This is a genomic window from Janthinobacterium longum (genome assembly GCF_051380735.1).
Lineage (GTDB): Bacteria > Pseudomonadota > Gammaproteobacteria > Burkholderiales > Burkholderiaceae_D > Janthinobacterium.
On the sequence record NZ_JBNYXQ010000001.1, the window covers coordinates 249,812 to 276,389 of the forward strand.

Below are 26,578 nucleotides of genomic sequence, written 5' to 3' on the forward strand. Positions count from 1 at the left end.
GTCAGCCCCGCTCGCCGGCCGGTTCGGCCAGCTCAACCGGATCGGCGTCGCTGGCCTCGATGGCGGCCAGGGTTACGCTGGAAACATTTGCCTCGGCCAAGCCCTGTGGCATGCTGCGCAGGCCCATGTGCGCCAGCACGCCGTCCGTCATGCGTTCGACACTGAAACGGGCCGCCACGGTCTGCGCGTTACCGGCCAGTTCCTCGTACAGCGTGCTGTCGTCGAGCATGCGGCCCAGCTGGCGCGCCAGGTCGCCGCTGTCCCAGGTGCGAAAACGCAGGCCACCTGACAGGCCCTGGTCATGGATGACTTCGGCCACGCCGCCATAATCGGGCACCAGTACCGGCGTGCCGTGGCTCATCGCCTCGGCCACCACCAGCCCGAACGGCTCGCGGTTGATCGACGGGTAAACCACGATATGGCTGTGCGCATACAGCGCGGCGCGCATCTGCGGCGTCACGGTGCCGGCGTGGTGGATCGCCAGGCCCAGGTGTTGGCCCATGTCGTTCAGCACCTGCCGGTACGACTGGCCCTTGGCGGTGGCGCCGCAGACCACCAGTTGCAGCGGCGCCGGTGCGCCCTGCTCGCGCCCGGCCAGCAGGCGCACCGCGTACAACAGCAGGTCGATGCCTTTTTCAGTATCTTGCCGGCCCAGGTACAAGACGATGGGGATACCCTCACGCAACTTGGGAAACAGTACCTTGAGCACGGAAAACGGCGGCCTGGCGCCGCGTTCGGGCAGCTCGACACCGTTATACACCACCTGCAGCCGGCTCGGCGAGACGCCGATGTCGTCGACGATGCGATGTACATAATCTTCGCTGACGGCGATCGCGCGCCATGGCGACTGCAGCAGGGCTGTATTGAGCCGTTCGCCAAAACGCTCACGCAGGCCGATGCGCGCGGCATGCGCGGCGAATTCCTCGTCGCCCTGGAACGTCAGCAGGTAGTCAAAGGCGGCATGGCTTTTCTTTGCCTGCTGCGCCAGCGGCCCCAGGGTGCCGAAGCTGACCAGCAAATGGCTCACGCCGTCGTCCCTGATCATGCCGGCCAGCCGGCGCGCCAGCCTGGCGTCGGCCGTGGCGGAGGCGTACAGCGATCGCACCAGGTTGGCCAGCAAGCGGTCGACATAACCGGCCTTTTTCTGTACCGACGCCACGCGCAACCGCTTGGGCAGCAGGAACAGCAGCTTGCCAAGCACGCGGTCGAGGAACTCGGACGGGCGCTGGAAATGGTAGCGCGTGCCATGGCACAGCATGCGGTGTTCGATGCCGGGATCGGCCAGTTCCTGATTGGTCTCCATCATCCAGTAAATCACCACCTTGAAGCCGCGCCGGTGCAGGGCGTTGGCCAGTGTCAGGTCGCGCACCGTCGAGCCGAGATAGTCGCCGCTGCCCATCGTCAGGATGGCGAAGCCGGGAGCATTGTGCATGGTTGTTTCTCCAGTGTCAGAAAGTATAGGAAGCGCCAAAGAACACGGCGCGCTTGGGCAAGGTGCCGAACTCGCTGCCGGCGCGCCCGCGCGACACGGTCGGTGTCAGGTACAGCTGCCAGTGTTCGCCCAGCTCGTATTCGAGATTGAAGCTGGCCTGCCAGGACTGGTCGTCAAGGTTGCGTATCGCCCGCGCCAGCAGATTGATATTGCCCCTGAGCTTGGTATCGACGTATTGCAGCATGGCGTAGCGGCGCCGCAGCAGCGGCAGTCGCGGCTGCGCCAGCGCAGTGTTGGCGCACTGAATCACCGGCGTCAGCCGGCAGCCGGCCCGGTTGTGGAAATATTCGCCGCTGAGCGTGCCACCGCCTTCCAGCGTGTACGCGGCGCCGGCCAGCAAGCGCGTGTCGCGCGGCGGCCGGCGCAAGCCCGACCCAGGCTGCGGCTGCGCCCACGCCACGCTGCCCTCGCCATACAGCAGCCAGGCGTCGGATGCATTCCAGCCGAAGAAGCCGCCGAAGCGGCTCACACCCTGCTCGCGATGCGACATGATCACCGATGCATAGTGGCCATCGCCCGTGTAATCGAGCTTGGCCGCGTAGGTTTTATGGAACTCGCCGCCTGCCGGCACGCCAGGCCGGGTGGCGGCCGTCGATGCGGCGTCCTTGCCGTAGCGGCCTGCGCCGGTATTGGCGATCAGCGACAGCGTCCAGACCGGCCCGATGACCGCCACCAGCCGCACATAGTCGAGCCCCGGCAACTCGATATTCGGATTGCTCTTGCCATTGTCTGGATTGAAGGGATTCGATGCCGACAGCAACGCCGCCGGCCCCCATTGCAGATTTTCGCGCGCATACATGGCGGTCAGCCGGTCGCTCAGGCGAAAGCGCAGATAGGCTTCATTGATATAGCCCTGGTGCCCGCTGTCACGGCGCAGGCCGCCAGCGGTGTCGGTCTCGCGCCGGCCAAAGCTGAGGCGCGGCTTGAGGCTCAGCTCGATATCTGGCAGGGTCAGGCTGAAATCGGGACGAAATTCAAACTGATACTGCGAGCGGGGTAGGCCGAGCACGTTCTGCTCGCGTTGCGCCCGGCTCAAATCCTGCTGGACGCCATAGCCAAACAGATTGATGCGCGAGTACCAGACCGGCCCCGCTTCCTCGTCGGCGGCCACCACCGACTCCGGCCCGCCAGGCTGCGCCTGGGCGATGGCAGTGCAGCAGCCCAGGGCGAGTGCGGCCAGCCGGCCAGCTGCGGTACGGCCTTGCGATATGTGTGCAGTCATCGGGTTCACCGCATGAACAGATTAAGGTCGAACACATGGTCGGGCAAGGGCGCGATGCGCGGCTGGCGCAGGTTCAGGTAGGTCACCGTGCCGTTCATCAATTCCCCCTGCATCACGATGCGCGACAGGAACGGGCGCTTGTGCCCTTCCAGCTGCACCACGTTGTCGTAATCCATGGTGGCCGACTTGAATTTCTTGCCAGATACCGTGAAGTACTCGGCCCTGATGCCGACCTGGCGCTTTTTCGAGACCCAGTAGCGGATGCTGTCATAGGTCTGCTTGTCGCTGCGTGCCTTCAGGTCGAACACGCGGCACTCCTCGCCGCCGACGAGCTCGTCGGGCAACTCGCTGGCGTCGTAATTGTCGGCATAGTTGGTCGAGGCGATATCGCCATACGACGCGTCGCCCATCAGCTTCTGGCGCTGCGACACCGGCACCGGCTTGCTCAGGCCCTGCTTGTAGAACCACATGCTGGTGTTAAGCATCAACAGCTTGTTGCCCTTGTACTTGGCAGGCGCCTGGCTGATGCCGGCGATATTGAAGCCGCGCGCCTTGATGTCGTACACCAGCGTGTCGGTGACGCGTTGCTGGTCGACCGTCTCGATCGTCACGTTCCACGCGATGCCTTCGACATTGCCGCGCGCCTCGTCGGCCGCGCGCAGCAGGTCCTGGACCGACGCGGCGTTGCGCGTCGCTTCGACGGCAACGTCACCTGCGCCGGCCAGCGGTGCGGCCAGCGCCAGCGCGGTGACAACGGCCAGGGTCCTGACTCGCAAGCGGTAACGGTGCAACATGATTTTCATGGTTTTCTCCTGGCGGCGCTCAGGCAAAGCCGAGCGCATGGGTGATGTCGAGGCGCGCAGCTCTGCGCGCGGGGAAAATGGCGGCAACCAGCGACAGCAGCAGCAGCAGCGCCACGCTGTACAGCCAGTACAGCCAGACCAGGTAAATATGCAGCGGCACCTCGCGCGCAATCTGCGGCGGCACCCAGGTCGGATGCAGCACGCGCACCAGATACAGCAGCAACAGCATCAGCAGCACGCCCAGCAGCGAACCGCAGGCGCCCAGCAGCATGCTTTCCAGCGCAAACAGGGCGACGATGCCGCGCCGCTTGACGCCCAGCGCGCGCAAGGTGCCAATTTCGCGCGTACGCTCCATCACCGCCATGCCGACCGTGTTGACCACGCTCATGACGACGATCAGGAAGACGATCAGGAAGGTCACCAGGAAAATCACGCTGAACATCTTTTTCACTTTGGTATAGAACGGCGCCATCTCCTTCCAGTCCTGCACCTCGACCTTCAGGCCGGCCGCCTTGAAGGCGCGGGCCAGCCGCGCCCTGGCCGCCTGCGTGTCGGCGCCATTGTCGAGCAGCAAGGTGACCCGGTCGACGCCAGCGGTGTCATACAGGCTTTGCGCGAATTCCAGCTGCACTGCAGCGAGCTTGTCTTCCAGCGCTTCCACCGGCGCATCGACCAGCTGCTGCAGTTGCGCGTCGAGCGCGTTGATCTGACCGCCGACGGTGGGCGCCATCGCCACCGCCGTTTGCCCCAGCTGCAAATTGAGCTGCTGCGCCAGGCCACGGCTGACGCCTATGCCGAACGGCAGCGCTGACGACAGGGGCTGGCCGTCGAAGCGCCGCACGCGCGTGTCTTCGTTGGGCGCGCGCTCGCCGATGGCGCGCATGTCGGCCGGCACCCGTCCGGCGGCGACAAAGATGGTCGATACCTGGCCGTTACTGAGCAAACCCGAGATGTACAGCGCCGGCGTGGCCAGCAGCACTTGCCGGTCGGCCGCCGCCACCTTGCGGATGGTCGCCAGTTCGGCCGGCGCCAGCAGGAAGTTCAAGGGCTCGAGCTTGCCTTTGCCGAGAAAACCCGCTTTGAACACCGTCAGGTGGCCATTGCCCTCGCCATAGATATAGCTGTCTTCCAGGCTGCCGAAGATGTAGGCGGTAAAGCCGCCCAGCGTATTGACCGCCAAAAAGCCCAGGCCGATGGCGATGATGGTCACCAGCGAGCGACGCGCGTTGCGAAACAGATTGCGCATCGCCAGCTTGAACCAGGTCATCATGAGTACACCCGCATGCGATAGTCGGCGCGCTCCTGCCGCACATCGTCGGCGATGCAGCCGTCGCGCAGCATCACCTTGCGGTCGACCCGCGCCAGCAGCCGGTCGTCATGGGTGGAAAAGACAAAAGTAGTGCCCTCGCGGCGGCTGATCTCGCGCATCAGGTCGATGATCAGCACGGCGTTGGCCGTATCGAGGTTGGCGGTCGGCTCGTCGGCCACCACCAGCACCGGGCCCGCCACCAGCGCACGGGCGATCGCCACGCGCTGCTGCTGACCGCCGGACAGCTTGGCCGGGCGCTGCGCCATCTGGCCGCCCAGGCCGACTTGCTCCAGACGCAGCCGCGCCGCCGCCTTCGCCGCCTGCGCAGAGGCGCCGCCGATCTGCAGCGGCAGCATGACGTTTTCCAGCGCCGACAGGACCGGTACCAGGTTAAAGCCCTGGAACACGAAGCCGATGCTGCGGTTGCGCATGGTGCTGCGCTGGTCGTCCGACATCAGCGCCGCATCGGCGCCGCGAAAACTGACGCTGCCGGCGCTCGGTGAGTCGATCAGGCCGATCAGGTTGCACAGGGTCGATTTGCCGGAACCCGATGGCCCCCACACGGCGACGAATTCGCCGGCGTCGATGCGTAGGCCGACGTTGTCCAACGCCAGGATACCGGCGCCGCCCAATTGATACTGCTTGGTGGCGCCAGACAATTCGACGAGCGCTTGTTGAACTGGTTGCGGCATGGGTCGCGTCCTTTCAGATGAAGTAATGGCATCAGGGCGCCAGGCACAGCGCACAAATGAACGGGCCGTCGCGCAGCGTCGTCACGCGCGCCAGTGCGCCACCGGGGAGGTGGCGCATCAGCAGGATGGCGCCGTCCGCCTCGCAGGCTTCAAGCACGAAATCGTGAGGCGACGGCCGCACCCCGCTGCCCAGCATTTTCCCCAGGGCCTCCTTGGCGCACCACAGGCGCGTCAGCGACTCCTGCCGCTGCACGTGCGGTCCGGTGGCAGCTTGCGCGGCGTCGCTCCAGCCCGCCAGCAGGGCGCGCTCGGCGGCGCTGCTGAAAGCTGTCACGCAGGGCGCCTCGCGCGGCTCGACCTGTTCGATATCGATGCCGGCCGGCGCGCCGTGCGCGACCGCCAGTGCGCGGCCGGCGCGGTGGCTGATGCTGATGCAGGGCGCGTCTGTAGGTAGTGGCCAGACGGCGAGGAACGGCTGGCCCAGCGCGTCATGGCCGATGGCCATGCTGGCCGGATGCAGCATGTCGGGCCCGCCGTCATCGCCAGCACCATCGTTTGGCGAAGCTGGCGGCCGGGCCCAGGCGCGCGCCGCGTCCTTGGCTGTGATACGCCCCAGCAGCCATTCGAGCTGGCGCGCCGGCTGCGCGGCGCTGGCCTCGAACAACGCCATTTCCTGCTGGTGCAGGTAGTGGCGCGCCAGCAGCGTGCGATCGAAATCGGCGATCAGCGCCGCGTCCATCACACGACACACGACCACGCCGGACAAGGCGTGCGGCTCGCTCAGCAGGTAGCGCGAGGGGAAGCGGCGGAAATCGATCAGACGCGCGTGCCAACGAAACTGCCACGACTTCCAGCCGGCGATGCGCAGCCAGACGCCGCCGGCGCCATCGTCGATTTCCACGTCGGTGCGCAGGAACTTGCCATTGACGGCGGTGTGGATGCGGATGCCGACCACACTGCCCGGCGCCGGCGTGGCAGCGTAATACTCGAGCTTGTCGATACCGATCGGGAAGGTCACGCGCTGCTGGCTCTGCATGGCCCAAATGCCGATCAGTTGCCCGACGCCATCCATCAGCGCCGGATCGGTCAGCAATTGCGGCGTACGCGTCGAGGCGAACAGCGTGTCGGGCGGGCGCACCAGCAAACTGCCGCTGGCGCCCTGCCCTGCCACCACCACGGCGCCTTGCAGGCAGTGCAGCGCCGGCCCATGGAACAATTGCCGGCGCGCGTAGATTTGCTCGGCATCGAGCAGCGCCGTCACTCGTGCCACCGGCGCCACCAACCCTTCCACCACGAGGGTGCCATGGTAGGCGCGGCCGAACACCAGCACCGCGCTGATGGCCGGCTGGGCCTGGCCGGCGACCTCGATCGTGGCCGCGATACGGCAGCTGTCGGTGTTGCCGCCGGCCAGTTGCGCGCTGATTACCAGAGCCAGCTCGGCACTGTCGGCCAGTGCGATCCAGCGGCCGGCGCCCACCTGCTCGATACCGGTCAAGCCCATGTCGGGCGCCAGGCAGGCCGCCACCTCGGCCATGGCCTCCAGGCTGAAGGTCATCGGCAGCACCGGAAAGCAGGCCGACAGCGGCTTGTGCGGTCGCGCCGGCACGAAATGATGGTGCGCCAGATGCAGGTCCTGTTCCAGCGCCAGCACCCGTTCGACGCGTATGCTGTGACCGGGCAGGTAGTCGACGATGGCGCCGATAAACGGCATCGCCGGTTCGGGAGCCGGTTCGGTGGTAGCGTCAATAACGGCTTCCGGCGCCGCCTGCAGCAGTGCGGCGACCTCGTGCCGGCGCGCCACCAGCGGCGCGGCACCGGGTGCGAGCAGCCGGTGCGGATCGGCGGCGCTGCCGGCAGATTCCAGCGGCATGGTCGCGCGCATCAGGTTTTCTCCAGCACCAGGCCGGTCACCGTCAGGCCCGGCCCGAATCCCAGTGCCACGATGCGGGTGCCGGCGGCGATGCCCTTCTCTTCGAGGATGCCTTTCAAAATGTGCGGTACCGTGGCCGACGACATATTGCCGTTCTCGCGGAACACCGTCTTGCTGATCGCCACCTGGTCGTCGCGCAGCGCCAGCTCGGCCTGGATATGCTCGACGATCTTCGGCCCGCCGGGGTGGATCGCGAACATCAGCGTGTGCTTGTCACGTTCGAAGTCGAGGCCGGCGCGGCCCAGCAGCTTGTCGACGAAGCTGCGCACATGGCGCTTGATCACCACCGGCACCATCACCGACAGCGTCATCTGGAACTGATGCGCGGCCGGCACCCAGGTCATGTCGTCGGCCGAATCGGGCAGCAGGTGTTCGTGGAAGGCCAGTACCCGCAAGCCGCGCAAGCCGTGCTGGCGCGCATACTGCGGCGAGGCCATCGAATACTTGATGAAGCCGTCCGCGAACAGGCTCATGGTGATGATGTTCTCGATCCCCGAATCCTCGATATTGTGGTGGCCCGACAGCAGCTCGGTATGCACGATATCGACCCGCTCGCGCGGCGCCACCAGTTCCGACAGTTGCGACGAGGCCAGAAAGCCGTGCGCCATCTTGATCGCCGGGAAGGCGCCGTAGCAGCCCATGTGGTAGCTGTGGGTGACGGTGGTGTCGTACCATTGCTTGCGCGCCACCATGCGCTCGACCGGGCTCGGCGCCAGGTAGCCGGAACAGGTGACGTGGATCAGGTCGTCGGGCGGCGTGCTTTCTTCGGGAAACAGGTCCTCCAGGCAGTCGCCGACGATCTTGCCATAGCTGGCATGGCGCTGCTTCAGGTCGATGCCCTTGGTATCGTCGGCGTCGACGAACATGCGCAGGTGCGCATGCTCGGGTTCCTGCACGATCAGCTCGCCACCGGTAAAACGCACGTCGCGCACGCGCGGAAACAGGACCAGCTGGCGCCGGTTGATCTGATCGGTCGAGACGGCGTAGCGGGCAATCTTTTCACGCATGTGGTCCAGTACAATGCGCATGTCCTGCTTGTTTTCCAGCTGGTGCACCTTGCAATGGCCCTTGGCCAGGCCAAAGGCAGAGATTTCCAGCGCGATGCGCTGGCCTACCGGCTTGACCACCTGGACCGGCTTGAAGTCGAACAAAACGGGATACGCGGCACGCATGGTGTGCTCCTTGATGGTGGATGAAAGTAAAACGGTGGCGTACTGTCAGTGCACCAGCCGCAGTGCGGCGATCTGCTGCATGCTCGAGGTGATCACCAGCTCGGGCTCGCCGCCAGCGCCACGCTCGACTTCCTGCAAAAAGTGGCGCCGGCCGTCGGCCACGGGGATCGGCACGATATCGCGCAGCGCATACAGCTTGCGCAAGCCGTCGTCGACCATGCCGGCGTCCCACGGTCCCCAGTTGATGGACAGCGCATGCACCTTCGGCCAGCGCTGGCCCAGGCTGTCGGCCAGCTTGTTCAACACTTCGTTGGCGGCGCTGTAGTCGCACTGCCCGACGTTGCCGAATCGCCCGGCCACCGACGAGAAGAAGGCGATGAATTTCAGGCTCTCCGGACGCAGCTTGCGCGCCAGCACCAGCGCCGGCAGCACCTTGGTGTCGAACACGGCATCGAACGACTCGAGCGTCTTGTCGGCGATCAGCTTGTCGCCGATCACGCCGGCGCCATGCAGCACGCCATCGATGCGGCCGTGGCGCTGGTAGAGATCGTCCACCAGTGCGCCCAGCCCGGCACCGTCGCGCACGTCCAGGCAGTGGTATTCGACCGTCGCACCGCTGGCGCGCATGGCCGCCAGGTTGGTGCGGATGGCGCGTTCGCGCACGATCCGTTTCAGCGCGGCGTTGACCCGCGCCGGCGTGATGCCGGCGTCACCGGCGCACAACTGGGCGATCAACACCTGCTGCAACGCGAGGCCATCGATGCCGCGCGTTCTGTCATCTTCGTCGCCCGGCAGCGCGCTGCGCCCGACCAGCACCAGCGTGGGGCGGTATTTGGCCGCCAGCGCGCTGGCGATATCGGCGGTGATGCCATACGCGCCGCCGGTCACCAGCAGTACCGCGCCCGGTGCCAGCGCCAGTCCGGCCAGCGCCTGGCGCGGCGGACCATCGGCGCGCAGCGAAATGTTCCAGCGCCCCTGCCCGGTCAGGCCGATCTCGGTGGCCGTATCGGCGTGACCGATTTCGCCCAGGATGCGCAGCGCCAGCGGTGCTGCCTCCAGGCCAGGCTCGGCGTCGACGCACTTGATTTTCACCGTCGGCCATTCGCGCGCCGCCGACTTGGCCACCCCCAGCGTGCCGGCGCTGCCGACCGCCAGCTCGCGTGTATGGCTGAGGCCAAACTGTCCGTCGAGCCGGGTCAGGTTCAGCAGCCAGCCGGCACCGGCGGCCGCGCTGGCCTTCAAATCGGCCTCGAACAGCTTCAACATCAGGAACATCGCGCGAGCGTCGCCCAGATGCGCGTCGTCCGGGCTCTCGTCGGCGCCCATCAGGTTGAGCAGCATGCCGATCGGCGCGCGGCCATGGCCGGCCAGCGCGCGCCAGTCGGCCAGCGCCTGCAGCGACGACAGGTCGATTTCGCAGCGCTGCGCGTCGAGCCGGCGCGTGACGGCGGCCGGTATCAGTTGCAGCACCGTATAGCCAAGCCGTTCCAGCTCCTGCCGCAGCGCTTGTGCCAGTGCCGACTGCGCGCCGGCCAGCAGCACCGGAAAGATACGCGGCAAATCAGGCGGTACGGCCGCGCCAGCGGTGCCGGCGAAGCTGGCATGGACCACGTAACGGCGCACGGGATCGGCGGCATCGGCCGCCACAGGCTCCACTGCCTCAAGCTGCAGAGGCAATGGAGCCGGCGCTTTTTTTGGCGCGATGTCTCCGGGCGCACCGCCTTCCGCCACTGGCGTTTCAAGGGAGCGGGCATACCAGTTGGCGATTTCGTTCAGCGTCTTGTAGCCGGACAGCTCGGCGATGACGGCTTCCTCGTCGCGGCTGCCGATCATGTCGTAGCGGTTGGTCAGACCACTGAGGATTTCAATGCGCTTGATGGAGTCGATGCCCAGGTCGGCTTCCATGTGGGCGTCGAGATCGAGCATCTCGACCGGATAACCGGTGCGCTCCGACACCGCCTTTACCAGTTCGGTCTTGAATTCGGCGGCGCTGGCCACCGCCAGTACCGGCCGGCCCGCTGCCGCCGGCGCAAGCACGGGCGGCGGCGGGGGCGGCGGCGCGGGCACAGGTGCTGGCGCGGGCGCCATCGCCGACAGCTGTTTCGGCAATACCGGAGGCCGCGGTGCGGCGGCGACAGTCTCGGGCTTGCGCTTAGGTTCAGGCATGGGCACGGACGCTGCGGGTGCAGGCGCGGACGGTTCGGCGTATGCCGGCGCGGACGGCGGTTCATGGCCGACGCCCGCCATGCGGGCCTGGAAATCGAGAAAATGGCGCAGGCTCAATTGCTGCTCGCATTGCAGGTCCAGCAAACGCGCCAGTCCGTGCTGGATCAGGCTGAACTCGGAAAGCGGCAACGCCGCGCCCGCGCTGCTGGCGCCAGGCTGCGGTTCGGGCGGATAGTGCGGACGAAATTCTTCAGCGTTCATGTGGCTTCTCCTGTGAAGGGCGGTTGGCAAGGCGTGATGATGGCGGGAAGCAATAGCGCTGCCGGCGTCAGGCAAAGCGGCGGGCAGCAAAACCGGTGACGGCGCGGATGTGGGCACGGCCACGGTTGGCGCCGGGGCAGCTTTGGCAGGCGCCGCTGCATGCCATGGCTGGGCGCGCCCGCCATTGACGCGCCAGGCCAACGGCGCCGGCCGGGTCCTGGCTGCGGCGACGGCAGCCAATTGATCCAGCGTGGCGTGTTCCAGGCCGCGCCCGGCGTACCAGGCGTTCAGGTTGACCGGCAGGCCGAGCGACACGGCCTGCGCCAGCAATTGCCCCAGTTGCAGCCACCCCGGCCGGCCGGGTGCGTCCAGCGCCAGCGTGTCGTGTGGGCGCGGCCCCAGGATGGCACCGACCAGGCCTGCGAGCACCAGCCCCGGTCCGCATTCGATGAAGGTGCGCGCGCCGGCCTGGTACAGCGCTTCGATCTGCTCGACAAAGCGCACCGGTTCAGCGATATGGCGCGCCAGCAGCCGGCGCAGCTCGTCCGCGTCGGCCGCATGCGGCGAAGCCGTGGTATTCGAATACACGGGCAGCGCCGGCGCGCGAAAGCGCACCGCCGCCAGTTCCTGCGCCAGTTCCTGGCTGGCGTGGTCCATATTGCTGCAGTGGAAAGCGGCGCTGACCGGCAGCTTGCGCACCCGCATGCCGTCGGCCGACAACGCAGCGATCGCCGCGTCGATCGCTGCGGCGCCACCGGCGATAATGGTCTGCACCGGCGAATTGAGGTTGGCGATGGCCACTTGCAAACCGTGCCTGCCGATGGCGGCCGCCACCTGTTCGCCATCGCCATCGAGCACCGCCATCGCGCCCGGCGGAGCCGCTTGCGCCAGCCTGCCGCGCACCAGCGACAAGTGCAGCAGCTCGGCGCGGCTGATCGCGCCGGCGGCGCACAGGGCCACGTATTCGCCATAACTGTGGCCGGCCACCATGTCGGGCGCCAGGCCATACGTGGCCAGCAGGTCAAAGCCGGCCATGCCCGCCATGCCCAGCGCCGGCTGCGCCACCTCGGTCGCGTTCAGCGCATGCTGCTGCGCCTCGCGCTGCGCTTCGCCGAACACCGGCGGCGGATAGATCAAGCCGGCGATCCGCTCATCGTTGAAGCAGCCATGCAGCGCCGGCATGCCGAGCACCAGGTCACGCAGCATGTTGACGCGCTGCGATCCCTGGCCCGGAAACAGGAAGCAGACCGCACCCGCCCCGCCGCCAGCACCAGCGTCATCGCGGTAGTACAAGCCTGGCGGCTGGCGTATCTCGGCGTGCCGCGGCATCAGTTCCAGCGCGTGCGCCAGCCGGGCGCGCAATTCGTCGACCGAGCCGGCCAGCAGCGCCAGGCGGCAACTCCGGCCCCCTTCGGCTGGCGCCGCCGCCTGCTGTTCGCGGTACAGCGCCCAGGCCAGCGGCGCCAGGTCGGCCTGCCGTGCATGCTCCAGCAAACCCAGCAACCGGCGCACGTGCAGCGCCACCTGCTCGCCGCTGGCGCCGGCGATGGCAAACAGCTCCACCTCGCGCGGCGCCAGGCCGGGCACGCCGCCAGCGCGGTAGCCATCCTGATATTCGGCCAGCACGGCATGGAAATTGGTGCCACCGAAGCCGAAGGCGCTGACGCCACAATGGCGCTGTGATGGGCCAGCCGCCAGCCATGGCCGCGCTTCAGTGTTCAGGTAGAACGGCGAACTGCTGAAATCGATGGCGTCGGTCGGCTGCTCGATGCCGATGGTGGGCGGCAACACGCGCTGCTCCAGCGCCAGCGCCGCCTTGATCAGCCCGGCCATGCCGGCGGCCACCTTGGCATGGCCGATCATCGACTTCACCGAGCCGAGTGCGCAACTGTGCGGCGCCAGGCCGGCCTCGCCAAACGCCGCTGCCAGCGCGCGCAGTTCCGACTTGTCGCCTAGCGCCGTGCCGGTGCCGTGCGCCTCGATCAGGCCCAGTTGCGACGGCGCCACGCCGGCGTCCTGATACGCGCGCTTGAGCGCCAGCACCTGCCCGGCCGGATGCGGCGCCGTCAGGCTGCGGTTGCGGCCGTCGCTGGAACTGCCGGTGCCCTTGATCAGCGCATAGATGCGGTCGCCATCGCGTTCGGCGTCCGCCAGGCGCTTGAGCACCACCGCGCCGACGCCCTCGCTGATGGCGATGCCATCGGCGCTGCGGTCGAACGGACGGGATCGCCCGCGCGGCGACAGGGCGTGGGTTTGCGAAAAACACATGAAACCGATCGGGCCGTTGGTGCAGTCGGCACCGCCGACCAGCGCTACATCGGCTTGGCCAGCGCGCAATTGCCTGATACCGATATCGACCGCCGCCAGCGAGGCGGCGCAGGCGGCATCGACCGTGAAATTGGTGCCGCCGAGATCGAGCCGGTTGGCGATGCGCCCGGCCACCACATTGCCCAGGATGCCGGGAAACGTATCCTCGCTCCACTGCGGCAGCGCCTCGCGATTCAGCGTGGACAGTATCTGCTCGCGCGTTTCCGGCGCCAGGCCGTCGACCTGCTGCAAGTACAGCGGCAACAAAGTGCGGAAGTTGTACTGGCAACTGAGGTCGGCCATGCCGCCGACGGCAAACACGCAGGAGGTGCGTTCGCGGGCAAACGGCAGCGTATCGAGGCTGGCGTCGGCCATCGCCTGGCGTGCCACCTCCAGCGCCAGCAGCTGCATCGGCTCGATCGACGCCAGGCTGGCCGGCGCGATGCCGTAGCGCTGTGGATCGAAGGCGATATCGTCCAGGAAGCCACCCCACTTGGCATACACCTTGTCCGGCGTGCCGCGCTTCGGATCGAACATCTGCAGCGCGCTCCAGCGCTCGGCATCAACCTCGCGCACCGAGTCGACGCCGCGCACGATGTTTTCCCAATACTCGCGCAAGCTCTGCGCGCCGGGGAACAGGCATGCCATGCCGACGATGGCGATATCTTGCTGTTCGCGTCGCGGTTCAGGCACCGGCTCACTGGCGCGGGCCGATTGCAGCACGCGCACGGCACCCGCCGCCACGTCCTCATGCAGCGCGGCGATGGTGCAGGTATGCGCGCGCAAACGCGCCACGTCACCGAGCATGTACACACCTTCGCGGCGCTGGGTCTCGCTGTCGAGCGCGACATAACGCTGCTGGCCGGCCGTGTGCGGGTCGGTATTGCGGGTCACGCCCTTGGCCGCGATGCGCAGCCGGCCGATATTCATGGTTTCCAGCGCCAGCAAGGTTTCTTCCTCGGAACCGGACGACAACATCATCTGCTGGCGCACCTTGTCGAATTCGGCGCAGAACGGCGTGCGGGCGCAGCGCGTGTACACCCCCACGCCCGACTGCAACAGCGCCGTCTCGCTGCATTCGATTGCCTGGCGCTGGAATTCGGCCACGATGGCGCCGCTGCTGACGATCTCCTCGGTAAATAGATACGCGGTGCCCATCCAGATGCCGATCTGGGCGCCGCGCGCCACCAGCGGCGCGGCCAGTGCGGCCACCATCGCCGCCGACAGGGCGTCGTGGATGCCGCCGGCAAACATGATGCGCAGTGTTTGCGGATCGCTGATATCGGCCGCCATCAGCGTCTCAAGCATCTGCTCCCACAAGGCGAAGCTGCTGCGCGGCCCGGTATGGCCGCCGCACTCGCTGCCTTCGAAGACGAAATGGCGCGCGCCTTCAGTGACGAAATTGTGCAGCAAGCCGGGCGACGGCACGTGCAGGTAGGTGACGATGCCCAGCGCTTCGAGCTCGCGCGCCTGGCTCGGCCGCCCGCCGGCGATCACCGCGAACGGCGGGCGCAGCTCGCGGATCGCCGTCATCTGCTCCTGGCGCATTTCCAGCGGCAGGAAACCGAGCACGCCGACGCCCCATGGCCGCGCGCCAAGCAGGTCGCTGGTCTGGCGCAGCATCGCCTGCACTTGCGGGCCGCGCATCACCGCCAGCGCCAGGAACGGCAAGGCGCCGCCATCGGCCACCGCGCGCGCGAACGCACCGAGGTCGCTGACACGCGTCATCGGCCCCTGTGCGATCGGATAAACAGTGCCGTGCGTGCGCGCCAGTGGCCCGTCGGGCGCCAGCGCCGCCTGCACCTGCGCCAGCGCCAGGCACCCGGACAGCGACGCGCCAACCGCAGCGACCATGCGCCCCACCGTGCCATAGCGCCCGGCCCAGGGCGCCGCCAGGGCAATATCCTGGCCGATCGCCAGCAAGCCGTCAGCATCGCCGGCCGCGCCCGCGATCAAGCCCGCTTCCAGCAGTGGCCGCAGCGGCAAGCCAGCGGCCTGGGCCAGTTCGATGCGCCGCAGCAGCGCGCGGCCGGCACGGCTGAACAAGCGCGTTTGATGGTCGCCACTGCCGGCCAGCATGGTTTCGCTGCCGTCGAGACGGCTCATCGCCTGGCGCTCGGGCTGCGCGCCGTACGGCCCCTCGGCGGCCAGCCACAACTGCTCGCACAGCACGACCCCGGCCGCGCCCGACAGCATGGCGGCGGCCCCGGTATGCAGGCCGATGCCACCCTGTATCCAGTACGGGATGGCAAGCTGGCCGGCCAGTTCCTGCAGCAAGATGAACGAGGTGCGCGGGCTGACCCGCCCACCGGCCTCATGGCCCTTGACGATCAGGCCGTCATAGCCCGCCGCTTCGGCTGCCTGCCCGGCTTCCAGGTCGCGCACTTCGAGCAACACCATGCCGGCCACGGCGCGCGCCTGGCCAAGTACGCCGGCAAGTTGGTCAGCCTCCACGCCGGCCAGCAGCAGCACCGGCAACAGCGGCACGCCGCCGGCCGTGCCATCGGGCGCTTCGGCCAGCAGCGCCACCAGTACGTCCAGCCTCTGTGCCTCGTCCTCCGGGTCGGTGGATACCTCCCAGCGCACGCCCCAGGCTGGCTTGCCGGCGCAAGCGTGCGCCAGGCTGGCCAGCGCGAGGGCCGCACCGGCACGGCGCTGCTGCAGGTTTTCCGAGCCGTCCTGCAAGCCCGGCCCCAAGTCCAGCAGGCCGATGGCGCCGGCGCGCTGTGCGGCGATGGCGATCTCGGGCACCAGGCGGTGCGATGGCGTGACGGCGATGACGGTGGCAGGCGTGGATGTGAAGGACATGAAATCGATCTCCGTAAGATGTCAGTCGTGCAGGGGGATGGCGCAAAACAGGGTGCGCAGCGAATCGAGGTCGGCGTGATCCGGTTCGCGCTCGAGCAGTGCGCGCAGGGCCGGCACAGCATGCATGGCCGCGATGTGTTCGCGCCGTATCAACTGGCGCAGGCAGTTCGGGTCTTCAGTCTCGCCAGGCGCCGCGATCAGCAGCCTGGCGCCATGCGACAGCGCCCAGAGGGCGTCCAGCGGAAAGGCATCCGGTGACGCCGCCGCGCTTTGCAGCACGCAATCGCCTTGCCGGATCGGGCTCAGCTCCTGGATCGCCTGCAACTGGCAGAGGACCGAACGATGGCTGCCAAAGCGCAGCGATACGCCATCTTGCGCATCATGGCAGGCGTAGGCCGGCGACAAACCGTCGAGCGGATACTCGTGCGGCCACGCAAACGGCAATCCGGCGCCGTCTTCTCTGCAACGCAATTGCAGCGTCGCCATGGCCGGCAGCGGCGCGGCATCGGCCGCCGTCAGGAGCACTGCGGCACTCCACGCCGCCAGCGCCGCGCTCAATTGCGCCACAGTCTGCACGGGATCGAGCACCAGGCAGGCGCCGCCAGCCTTGAGCACCGCCAGCACCGCGCGCGCCATGGCCAGCGAAGGGGCCATGCGGATAGCCACCACGCTGCCGGCGCCAATCCCATGCTGCTGCAGCAGCACGGCCAAGCCGTCGGCCTGGTCATCGAGCTCGCCATAAGTGAGCCGGCAAGCGCCGCACTGCACCGCCACCGCACCCGGATTGATTTGCGCCAGTACTTCGAAGCGACGCTGCAAGGCAAGTGCCGCCAGCGCCATATCGTCAGCCGCGCTGCGCGGCGCCCGGCAGCGCGCCTTGCCGACGGCCATGCGGCATACCACGGTATGGGCATCGAGCCAGATACTGTCGCTGCAGTCCTCTGCGCTGGAGGCTTCAAGGTCGATCCGCATAAGCACCTCTCGTACATTCTTAGTTACACATTTATTGGTAATGGGAAACTTAAACAATCAAAAAATATTAGTACCTTTAAAAAACATTAGTATTTTCATGATCTAAAATGGTGCGCCGCATAGCATTATTTGCACGGTTTTGTGCGGTTATTTAATTAAGGAAATTAAATCACCCTTACCATTTTTAATCCGAAGAAAAATATCCATATAGTCTTTTAATAAAATATAAAACCATTTACTTTCTCTTCCACTGCATAATAAATATGCGTTTATGATGCGTCGCACAATTTAATCTAGATCAAACTTCTGACGCGAGTATCAATTGAGCAACGGAAAAAAATAAAAGTGATAAGACACGGTAAATCGTGATTGATATTCAAACTGGAAGTAGTGAAATGTTTTTTTAAAGAAATAATATTTTATTATTAAAAACAAATTTCAAAAAAGACTGTTTCACTGGTGTATGGAATATGTTTTAGTGGCTACAGTGTCGCCATGGACGCACCTTTTCCGCCAGGAACTGGCCGTTGCTGCCAAAGATGGGGGGGATGCGCACGGCATTGCTTGCGTTGCCGCGCGCTTATTGATGGAGAAATAGCGGTATGTCAGTACTGCCACCATGAGGCCATGGCGGCATCAGGGGGATATCGAAGTAGCAACAGCATACAGGAATCGTCCCTGCCATTTGCGCTAGCAAGTGGCAAGGGCGACACTGACAATATCATGCCACGGCCGGCAATTTGTCGAGTAGCTTGTCGAGGGTGATCGGATACTCGCGCACCCTGGCTCCGGTGGCGTTGTAAATGGCGTTGGCAATCGCCGCCGCCACGCCGCAAATACCGAGTTCACCCACACCCTTGGCTTTCATCGGTGACGACATCGGGTCGGTTTCTTCCAGGAAGATCACCTGCTGGTGCGGAATGTCGGCGTGCACCGGTACTTCATAGCCGGCCAGGTCGTGGTTGACAAAAAAACCGCCGCGCTGGTCAACCACCAGTTCTTCCATCAGGGCCGCGCCGGCGCCCATGGTCATGGCGCCGATCACCTGGCTGCGGGCCGATTTCGGATTCAGGATGCGGCCGGCAGCGCAGACGGCCAGCATGCGGCGGATGCGCACTTCGCCCGTGTAGCTGTCCACTCCCACTTCCACAAAATGCGCGCCGAAGGTCGACTGCTGGAATTTCTTGTCGAGGTCGCCGTATTCCATGAAGTCTTCGGCCACCAGCTCGCCATCTTTTGCCGCCTGGCCCAGCGGCACATTGCGCTCGCCCAGGCTGACCTGGCCGTCCGAAAAACGCACTTCATTCATGTCCATCTGCAGCTTGGTGGCCACGGCCTGGCGCAATTTCACACACGCCGCATACACGCCGGCGGTAGAACTGTTGCCGCCCCACTGGCCGCCGGAACCGGCCGACACGGGGAAATCGGAATCGCCGAGCTTGACAACAACCTTGTCGAGTTCGACGCCAAGCATTTCAGCAGCCGTCTGCGCGATGATGGTGTAGCTGCCGGTGCCGATATCGGTCATGTCGGTTTCCACCGTCACCACGCCCTGGGCGTTCAGGCGCACGCGGGCACCGGACTTCATCACCATATTGTTGCGGAAGGCGGCCGCCACGCCCATGCCGACCAGCCAGCGGCCGTCGCGTTTGGCGCCGGGCGTGGCACTGCGATCCTTCCAGCCGAACTCCACTGCACCGGTACGCATGCAGTCGATCAGGCGGCGCTGAGAAAACGGCCGGCTGGGCTTTTCCGGATCAACCTTGGTGTCGTTCAAAATACGCAAGGCAATCGGGTCCATCTTGAGTTTCTCGGCCAGCTCATCCATGGCAATTTCCAGCGCCATCAGGCCCGGCGCTTCGCCAGGTGCGCGCATGGCGTTGCCTTCAGGCAGGTCCAGCACGGCCAGGCGCATGGCCGTCATGCGGTTGGCGCCCGCGTACAGCAGGCGCGTCTGCATCACGGCCGTTTCCGGCTTGCCGCCCTTCAGGTCGCCCGACCAGGATTCGTGTCCGATGGATGTGATCTTGCCGGCGCGCGTCGCACCAATACGCAGGCGCTGGATGGTGGCAGGACGGTGGGTGGTGTTGTTCATGATCTGCGGCCGTGCCAGCGCCACTTTTACCGGGCGCTGCGCAGCACGCGCGCCCAATGCGGCCAGCACGGCTTCCGAACGCACGAACAGCTTGCCGCCAAAGCCACCGCCGATATACGGCGAGATAATGCGTACCTTGTCTTTCCCAATGCCCAGGTTCAAGGCCACGTCGCTACGACCCCAGTCCACCATCTGGTTCGAAGTCCAGACGGTCAGCTGATCACCCTTCCAGCTGGCAATCGAGGCATGCGGCTCCATCATGGCATGCGACTGGTCAGGCGTGGTATAGACGGCATCGACGCGCACGGGGGCGGCGGCAAACGCGCCGGCAAAGTCGCCCACCTTGGTATCGGGCTTGTCGTCCTTGGGCTTGGTAGCCGAACTTTTGGCCGCCGCCAGGTCGAACTTGCCCTTGCTCTCGGTATATTTCACGGCGATCAGCTGCGTGGCGGCGCGTGCCTGTTCGAACGTTTCGGCCACCACCAGCGCAATCGCCTGGTGGTAATGCTCGATTTCGGGGCCGCCCAGCAGCCTGGCGGTATTCATTTTTCCCTTGCCCAGCTTGCCGGCGTTCTCGGCCGTGACGACGGCCAGCACACCCGGTGCGCGCAGCGCGGCGCTGGTATCCATCGAAACGATGCGGCCCTTGGCAATTGCCGCGCCCAGCACCACGCCGTAGGCGGCGTTCGGTGCTGCCTCGTTCTGTTCATAGGCATACGGCGCCGTGCCCGTGGTTTTCAAGGGACCATCGATGCGGTCGGTGGCGCGGCCTACATAGCGCAGCTTGTCGATGGGATTGGTGGTGGCAGGCGTGGTGAATTTCATGATGTCACTTTCTGCGCATTATCGCGCGCTTGCACCAGCACACCAGCCAGGGTGCGCTGTACCAGGGTGGTCTTGAAGGCATTGTCTTCAGTCGGCTTGGCGCCGGCCAGCAACAGTTTGCTGACGGCCGCCGCGCCCTGCCGCATCGCCTGCTCGGCTTGCGGCACGCGCCATGGCTGCGGCGCCACGCCGCCCAATGCCACGCGGCCCGAGCCGTCCTGCATCACCACGGCGGCTACCGATACCAGTGCAAACGCATAGGAAGCGCGGTCGCGCACCTTGGCGTACACATGCGTGCCACCCAGCGGTTTGGGGAGGGTAACGGCGGTGATCAGTTCGCCCGGCTGCAAGGCCGTTTCGATCTGCGGCGTATTGCCCGGCAAGCGGTAAAAATCGGCGATCGGAATGGTGCGCGCGGCGCCGTCCGGGCGCACGGTTTCAATACCGGCGTCGAGCAGGCGCATCGCCACCGCCATGTCGGAAGGATGGGTGGCGATGCAGGCACTGCTGCCGCCGACGATGGCCAGCTGGCGGCTGAAGCCGGCAATCGCCGCACAGCCACTGCCGGGTTTGCGCTTGTTGCAGGCCTGGTTGGTGTCATAGAAATACGGGCAGCGCGTGCGCTGCAGCAGGTTGCCGGCCGTGGTGGCCTTGTTGCGCAACTGCGCCGAAGCACCGGCCAGCAAGGCGCGCGACAGCACGCCGTAGTGGCGCCGCACTCTTTCGTCGGCAGCCAGCGCCGTATTGCGCACCAGCGCACCGATGCGCAGGCCGCCATCTTGCGTCGCGGTAATCTGGTCCAGGCCCAGGCCATTAACGTCGATCAGGTGCGGCGGGGTCTCGATCTCGAGTTTCATCAGGTCAAGCAGATTGGTACCACCGGCAATGAACCTGGCGCCCGGCGTGCGCAGCGCAGCAGCAGCCGCTTCGGCCGGGGTGGTGGCGCGCTGGTAGGTAAAAACCTTCATGCTGGCCTCCCTGCAACATCGCTAATCGCGTCGACAATATTCGAGTACGCGCCGCAGCGGCAGATATTGCCGCTCATGCGTTCGCGCAGTTCTTCGGGCGTCACTTGCGGTTTCGCGTTCAGGTCCGCGCTGACATGGCTGGGTATGCCACGGCGAATTTCACCGAGCGCCGCCACCGCCGAACAGATCTGACCCGGAGTACAGTAGCCGCACTGATAGCCATCATGCGCCACAAACGCCGCCTGCATCGGATGCAGTTTTTCCGGCGTGCCCAGTCCTTCGATGGTGGTAATGCTCGAGCCTTCGTGCATCACGGCCAGGCTCAGACAGGAATTGATGCGCTGGCCGTCAACGATCACGGTGCAGGCGCCGCACTGTCCATGGTCGCAACCCTTCTTGGTGCCCGTCAGGTGCAGGTGCTCGCGCAAGGCGTCAAGCAAGGTGGTGCGCGTGTCGAGTTCGAGCGCATGGGCCTTGCCGTTGATTTCGAACTGCACGCCAGCCATGACCGGCGGTGGCGCTGGCGTGCCGGCCGGCGCAGTGGAAGCCTGGGCCGCAGCCATGCCGGGGATGGTCGCCGCAGTGGCTGACAAGGCGCCTGCTATCAGGACCTCGCGCCGGCCTGTATTAATATCATTCATCTTCTTGTTGACCTTGTCCATCCTTGCGTCCTCTTGGCTGATTGTGTCGCTCGCTGCTGTTGGCTGGGTGGGCACGTGTCGTCCCGTGAATCACTATAGGTGACGTGTGAAAAAAGGTCTGTACGCGAACGTACGTTTTACGAACAGAACATTATTTCGGCTACACTGAGGCACCTTCTTTTGCAGCGTCATCCATGATCGAAAAGAATCTCCCGGAACTGGTCATGCTCAAGCGCCTGATCGATGAAGGCAGCCGCCACCTGGAAGTGGCCGCGCCGTGCAGCATCCCCATCGATGGCCGTGATTTTCCCGTGTATACAATTGCGCTCGGCAATCCCAGCCCCGATGTACCGGTGCTGGGCTTTTTCGGCGGCATCCACGGACTGGAACGCATCGGCACGCAAGTGATCCTCGCCTTTTTGCAGAGCATCCTGGCGCGCCTGCAATGGGACAGCACCCTGCACCAGCAGCTCGAATCGATGCGCCTGGTGTTCATGCCGCTGGTGAATCCCGGTGGCATGTGGCAAGGCACACGCTGCAATCCGCAGGGGGTGGACCTGATGCGCAATGCGCCCTTGTCGGCCAGCGAACCAGTGCCTTTCCTGCTGGGCGGCCAGCGCTACAGCAACAAGCTGCCCTGGTACCGGGGCCACGATGGCGCGCCGATGCAGGTGGAAAGCCAGGCCGTGTGCGAGCTGGTCGAACGCGAATTGCTGTCGCGCCAGTTCAGCATCGCCCTCGATTGCCATTCCGGCTTCGGCCTGCGCGACCGTATCTGGTTTCCGCACGCCCATACGGCCACGCCGATCGCCCACCTGGCCGATATCGGCGCGCTGGAAGAGCTGTACAGCCGCACCTATCCCAACCACAACTATGTATTCGAGCCGCAAAGCCGGCAATATCGCACCCATGGCGACCTGTGGGACTATCTGTACCTGCAAGGGACCAGCGACAGCGAGCGCGTGTTCCTGCCGCTGACGCTGGAAATGGGTTCGTGGCTGTGGGTCAAGAAAAACCCGCGCCAGCTGTTCAACCGCGCCGGCATCTTCAACCCGACCGCCGCGCACCGGCTGCAGCGCGTGCTGCGCCGCCACCTGGTGTGGTTCGACTTCCTGATGCGCGCCGCCAACAGCCATGGCCGCTGGATGCCGGAAGGGCTGGCGCGCAAGGCGCACCGCCGCCGCGCGCTGGCGCAATGGTACGAGTCGTGAGGTGTTGCGTTGAGTAATACCTGGGTTCTGCTGCGCGGGCTGATGCGCGAACAGCGGCACTGGGGCGACTTTCCCGCCACGCTGGGTGCCGCCATGCCCCGCGCCACCATTATTACGCCAGACCTGCCCGGCAATGGCCAGCGCCATGCACTGGACAGCGCTACCCGCGTGAGCGAGATGGTGGCATTCTGCCGCCAGGATTTATTGTCGCGCGGCTTGAAACCACCGTACCGCCTGCTGGCCCTGTCGCTGGGCGGCATGGTGGCCGTCGAATGGGCCAGCAAGCATCCACAGGAAATCGCTTCCTGCGTGCTGATCAATACCAGCATGCGGCCCTACAGTCCGTTCTACCGCCGCCTGCGCTGGCAGAATTATCCGGCCCTGCTGCGCCAGTTGCTGGTGGGCGACCAGGCCAGCCAGGAAGCGCTGATATTGCGGCTGACCAGCTTTAAATACAGCGCGGGCAATGCGGCGCTGGTCGGGCAGTGGCTGGCGTATCAGCGCCAATATCCGGTCAGCCGGCGCAATGCGCTGCGCCAGCTATTGTCTGCGGCCCGCTTTCGCGCACCGGCCAGCCGCCCCTGCATGCCGCTGCTGGTGTTGGCGGGCCGCTGCGATGCCCTGGTCGACCCGGCTTGTTCACGCCAGCTGGCGCAAGCATGGCAAACGGCTTATGCCAGCCACCCCGAGGCAGGCCACGATTTGCCGCTCGACCAGCCGGACTGGGTAGCGCAAACGGTGGCGCGCTGGGTGGCCGCGCTGGCATGACTGTGAATTGAGCCTGAAACGTCTTGTGACATTTCTTACGGGAAAGCCTTATCTGTCAAGACGGAAGCACGGTGTAATGGATTCATCAGATAACTCACCGTGTGGAGAATAACAATGACATCAAAATTACTCGTATCAGCCGTGATTGCAATCAGCATCGCCACCAGCGGCAGCGCCTTTGCCCAGCGTGGCAACGATGGCCATGACCGCAATGATCACAATGACCGCGACGACCATGGCCAGCAATACCAGCAGCACGACAATGACGGTCGCCACGACGATGCGCGCAAGTTCAGGCGCGATGACACGCGCGGCGGCGGCCCAAGGCACGACCTGCGCCGTGGCCAGCGCCTGAGCAAGGAATACCGCGACCAGCGCTACGTGGTGACCGACTGGCGCGCACGCCACCTGAACGCGCCGCCACGTGGCCATCAATGGGTACGCGCCGGCAATGATTATGTGCTGGCGGCGATTGCCACCGGTGTGATTGCGCAGGTACTGCTGTCGAACTGATCTGTTCGCATCAGCGGCAGATGGACAGATGGCCAGATACGCTGCAGTTGAGCCCGGAAGCCCGGCGTGATCTGGAAACGCAGCGATTCCACTCGCTGCGGTAAAACCTCAGCCAAACAGCTGATACGCCTTGTCCTGTAAGGCGATTGCCACATCTTCCAGACGCTGTGCCTGGCTTGCAGTCACGGCACCATCGCCCGGAACGAAGCCAGCGTAGATATCAACAAACGCGGCCGCCAGCGTCCTGGGCACGCTATCGCTATCGCGGTAATGCACGATCAGAAAATCTACCGCCGCCAGCAGTTCGTCAATCTCCGCATCCGTGACCTCGGTCCTTGTCCTGATCTTGACGGGAATTGCCTGCTCGCCGAGCAGGCGCGCCGCGACGATGTCAAGCGCCCTTTCGGGCGTCAATGCGCCCCGATTCATGGCAGGCGGTGGCGAAAAGTCGGCTCGATATTACGGGCATGCAGCCATTGCACGATATCTTCCAGTGTCGCATCCTGCAGCAGCAGGCCACCGCTTGCCGACGCAGCCCTGACAGCCGGAACGGTGGAAGCGACAGCTGCAGCAGCGCTCTCTACACCCGCATGCTGTTGCAGCGCGGCCAGCGCCTTGGCGAACTGCGTCGTCGTCAGGCTGCGCAGGCTTTCCAAGAAACCCAGTTGCGCGTGCAATGGTGGCGGCATGTCAAGGCCTGGCTCGTAGACAAACGAGGCGCCCATGCCCGGGTGGATAAAAGCTGCCCATTTGCCCGAGGGCTGCAGGCATGGCGGCAGTTCGACCGACTCCAGGAAGGCAGCCGGTGCGGCGCTCAGTATGTCGGTGCTGGCAGGCAGGAATACGCTGCGCAGCAATTGCAGGAACTGGCGCGCCTGTGCCAGCGGCACCGGGGTTTCCAGCGACAGCCACAGGTAAAACGAGCTACGACCCGAGATGCTGACGGCGGGCGCCGGCAAGTCGAGTTCATGCTGCAAGGCATTGGCGATCGCACACAAGTCGCTCCAGTGCTTTTCGCCGCCACCCTTGCCGCCAAACTCCAGTACCAGGGTGCGCGTGCGGCCGGCGTCATCGACCAGCCGCGCGCTGATGGCAGGACCGCCCGCCACCTGGCGCGCCAGCATATCGGGCGTGACAGGCTGGCCATCGCTGTCCTGCTGGCCATCGGCCAGGTACAGCCTGGCCAGTTCGGTAATCAATTTGTGCATGCGCGCTTCCATCGTCCATATGCCCCGCCATCGTTGGCAACGCAGGCGCGATTATAGACCAGCACGGTTGCGTTCAGGGCGCACCAGCAGCGCCAGCCTGCTGCGCCCGCCATTCTTCCGGCGTGTACACATAGTTATTCATCCGCATCGAAGACGCGATACCGATGTCATACCCGGACACCAGCGTTACGATCAGTTGATCCTGACTGGCGGCGTCAAGGTAATGTTCCAGCGCGGCCAGCGCAATGCGCCGAGCCAGCACTTGTGGCTCAGGCGTGGCGGCATCGACCACCGCGCTGAGGATCAGGCGATGCGTTTCCTTGTCATCTGACTTGACGGTTTGAAGGCTGACGCCAACCCGGTCGACGCCATGCATCTTGCCGATTGTCTGCTGCAGCGATAACAAGCCGGCCAGCGTGTCGCCGAGCGGGGAGTATTTGAAAAACATCGTGGTGCCAACGCAGACGCACAGTACCGCTGCGCCTATCACCGCCCCATGACCGCGCCAGATTTGCTTGCTGGCTGGCAGTATTTTGCCCGGCCCGGCACTCACCACATAAGCGCCAACAGCCAGGTCATGCAGCGACTGGCCCGTGCGCCGGTTAAACAGCAGCAAATAATAGATGGCGATAGTCAGAGAGGCGACCAGCATGAACATGGCCGTATAAACCCAAGCTTGGCCCGAATCGATGACGGCGCCGTTCAAAAAATAAGCCAGGCAAAAAATGCCTGCACGGATGAACGCTGCCGATAAACCGAGCGGCTCGCCTGTGCGTGTCACCACGCGCACACCCAGCAAGTGCATGCCGATCGACTGGCCGCCGCGCAGATGGCTCTGCAGCAAGCCAAAATACAGCAAGGTGACGACAAATCCCACCAACCGCCCCCACGGGCCCATCGCGGCGAACTGTGCATGCAGCAAAGCGCCGGCTATCGCGCCGCTCACACCCAGCAGTATCATGTCGACGATGAACGCCAGTATCCTGCGCCCCAGAATGGCAGTTGCCGTGGGCTGCGCCTTGCTCACCGCCGGGGTCGCCTCTGCCGCTGGCGCAGAATCGGGCGCTGCAGCCAGTTCCGCCAGCCGAGCTTCGATCTCGGTTACGCGTTCGGGAAAGCGATCTGCGTCGATACGGCCCAATATCTGCCGCAATTGCTCGGCGCTGTACTTGCTGTAATCCGGTGTGTCCATTACTGTCCCGTCTGCGTGCGATA

The 26,578-nt window shown here is 65.2% G+C and carries 18 protein-coding genes; 3 read left to right on the forward strand and 15 right to left on the reverse strand.

Translation table 11 applies throughout. The annotated features are described in order from the left end of the window. Position 1 precedes the first annotated feature (1 nt). The 12 genes from ACQ4WM_RS01145 to paoA form a co-directional block, all read right to left on the reverse strand. Complete coding sequence (locus ACQ4WM_RS01145; RefSeq protein ID WP_436544886.1) at positions 2 to 1,432, reverse strand: glycosyltransferase family 4 protein; 1,431 nt, start codon at positions 1,430 to 1,432, stop codon at positions 2 to 4. A gap of 16 nt (positions 1,433 to 1,448) precedes the next feature. Then, on the reverse strand, positions 1,449 to 2,714 hold the full coding sequence (locus tag ACQ4WM_RS01150; RefSeq protein ID WP_436544887.1) for a hypothetical protein: 1,266 nt from the start codon (positions 2,712 to 2,714) through the stop codon (positions 1,449 to 1,451). 5 nt (positions 2,715 to 2,719) lie between these two features. Beyond that, positions 2,720 to 3,517: an outer membrane lipoprotein-sorting protein gene (locus tag ACQ4WM_RS01155; protein ID WP_436544888.1), complete on the reverse strand. Its 798-nt coding sequence runs from the start codon at positions 3,515 to 3,517 to the stop codon at positions 2,720 to 2,722. Positions 3,518 to 3,536: 19 nt separating this feature from the next. Then, entirely contained in the window at positions 3,537 to 4,787 is a 1,251-nt protein-coding gene (locus ACQ4WM_RS01160) for an ABC transporter permease (RefSeq protein WP_436544889.1), read from the reverse strand. Next, a complete protein-coding gene (locus tag ACQ4WM_RS01165; RefSeq protein ID WP_436544890.1) occupies positions 4,784 to 5,518 on the reverse strand; it encodes an ABC transporter ATP-binding protein in 735 nt (244 codons plus the stop codon). The genes ACQ4WM_RS01160 and ACQ4WM_RS01165 overlap by 4 nt, the downstream gene beginning before the upstream one ends. 31 nt (positions 5,519 to 5,549) lie before the next feature. After that, a complete protein-coding gene (locus tag ACQ4WM_RS01170; RefSeq protein ID WP_436544891.1) occupies positions 5,550 to 7,400 on the reverse strand; it encodes a 4'-phosphopantetheinyl transferase superfamily protein in 1,851 nt (616 codons plus the stop codon). Continuing rightward, on the reverse strand, positions 7,400 to 8,620 hold the full coding sequence (locus ACQ4WM_RS01175; protein ID WP_436544892.1) for a 3-oxoacyl-[acyl-carrier-protein] synthase III C-terminal domain-containing protein: 1,221 nt from the start codon (positions 8,618 to 8,620) through the stop codon (positions 7,400 to 7,402). Before ACQ4WM_RS01175 ends, ACQ4WM_RS01170 begins: the two co-directional genes overlap by 1 nt. Positions 8,621 to 8,665: 45 nt before the next feature. Next, positions 8,666 to 16,162 carry an SDR family NAD(P)-dependent oxidoreductase gene (locus ACQ4WM_RS01180; protein WP_436544893.1) on the reverse strand — a complete coding sequence of 2,499 codons (7,497 nt, stop codon included), beginning with the start codon at positions 16,160 to 16,162 and terminating at the stop codon, positions 8,666 to 8,668. Positions 16,163 to 16,183: 21 nt separating this feature from the next. Beyond that, positions 16,184 to 17,134 (reverse strand): AMP-binding protein, encoded by a 951-nt coding sequence (locus ACQ4WM_RS01185; RefSeq protein WP_436544894.1) that lies wholly within the window; start codon positions 17,132 to 17,134, stop codon positions 16,184 to 16,186. A 721-nt stretch (positions 17,135 to 17,855) separates the two neighbouring features. Further along, positions 17,856 to 20,054, reverse strand: a complete 2,199-nt coding sequence (gene paoC, locus ACQ4WM_RS01190; RefSeq protein ID WP_436544895.1) for an aldehyde oxidoreductase molybdenum-binding subunit PaoC — start codon at positions 20,052 to 20,054, stop codon at positions 17,856 to 17,858. Continuing rightward, positions 20,051 to 21,022: an FAD binding domain-containing protein gene (locus tag ACQ4WM_RS01195; RefSeq protein ID WP_436544896.1), complete on the reverse strand. Its 972-nt coding sequence runs from the start codon at positions 21,020 to 21,022 to the stop codon at positions 20,051 to 20,053. Before ACQ4WM_RS01195 ends, paoC begins: the two co-directional genes overlap by 4 nt. Beyond that, the gene (gene paoA / locus ACQ4WM_RS01200; protein WP_436544897.1) at positions 21,019 to 21,663 is read right to left on the reverse strand and encodes an aldehyde dehydrogenase iron-sulfur subunit PaoA; all 645 of its coding nucleotides are present in this window, start codon (positions 21,661 to 21,663) and stop codon (positions 21,019 to 21,021) included. Before paoA ends, ACQ4WM_RS01195 begins: the two co-directional genes overlap by 4 nt. Positions 21,664 to 21,857: 194 nt before the next feature. Between paoA and ACQ4WM_RS01205 the strand changes: the two genes are divergently transcribed. The 3 genes from ACQ4WM_RS01205 (at position 21,858) to ACQ4WM_RS01215 (ending at position 24,155) form a co-directional block, all read left to right on the forward strand. Then, positions 21,858 to 22,874 (forward strand): M14 family zinc carboxypeptidase, encoded by a 1,017-nt coding sequence (locus tag ACQ4WM_RS01205; protein WP_436544898.1) that lies wholly within the window; start codon positions 21,858 to 21,860, stop codon positions 22,872 to 22,874. Positions 22,875 to 22,916: 42 nt separating this feature from the next. Then, the gene (locus ACQ4WM_RS01210) at positions 22,917 to 23,642 is read left to right on the forward strand and encodes an alpha/beta fold hydrolase (RefSeq protein WP_436546179.1); all 726 of its coding nucleotides are present in this window, start codon (positions 22,917 to 22,919) and stop codon (positions 23,640 to 23,642) included. A 114-nt stretch (positions 23,643 to 23,756) separates the two neighbouring features. Beyond that, on the forward strand, positions 23,757 to 24,155 hold the full coding sequence (locus tag ACQ4WM_RS01215; RefSeq protein WP_436544899.1) for an RcnB family protein: 399 nt from the start codon (positions 23,757 to 23,759) through the stop codon (positions 24,153 to 24,155). A gap of 108 nt (positions 24,156 to 24,263) precedes the next feature. On the opposite strand, the gene ACQ4WM_RS01220 is transcribed toward ACQ4WM_RS01215, so the two are convergent. The 3 genes from ACQ4WM_RS01220 to ACQ4WM_RS01230 form a co-directional block, all read right to left on the reverse strand. After that, positions 24,264 to 24,569, reverse strand: a complete 306-nt coding sequence (locus ACQ4WM_RS01220; protein WP_436544900.1) for a hypothetical protein — start codon at positions 24,567 to 24,569, stop codon at positions 24,264 to 24,266. An 11-nt stretch (positions 24,570 to 24,580) separates the two neighbouring features. Next, positions 24,581 to 25,363: a hypothetical protein gene (locus ACQ4WM_RS01225; protein WP_436544901.1), complete on the reverse strand. Its 783-nt coding sequence runs from the start codon at positions 25,361 to 25,363 to the stop codon at positions 24,581 to 24,583. 73 nt (positions 25,364 to 25,436) lie between these two features. Further along, on the reverse strand, positions 25,437 to 26,555 hold the full coding sequence (locus ACQ4WM_RS01230; protein ID WP_436544902.1) for an RDD family protein: 1,119 nt from the start codon (positions 26,553 to 26,555) through the stop codon (positions 25,437 to 25,439). Positions 26,556 to 26,578 lie beyond the last annotated feature (23 nt).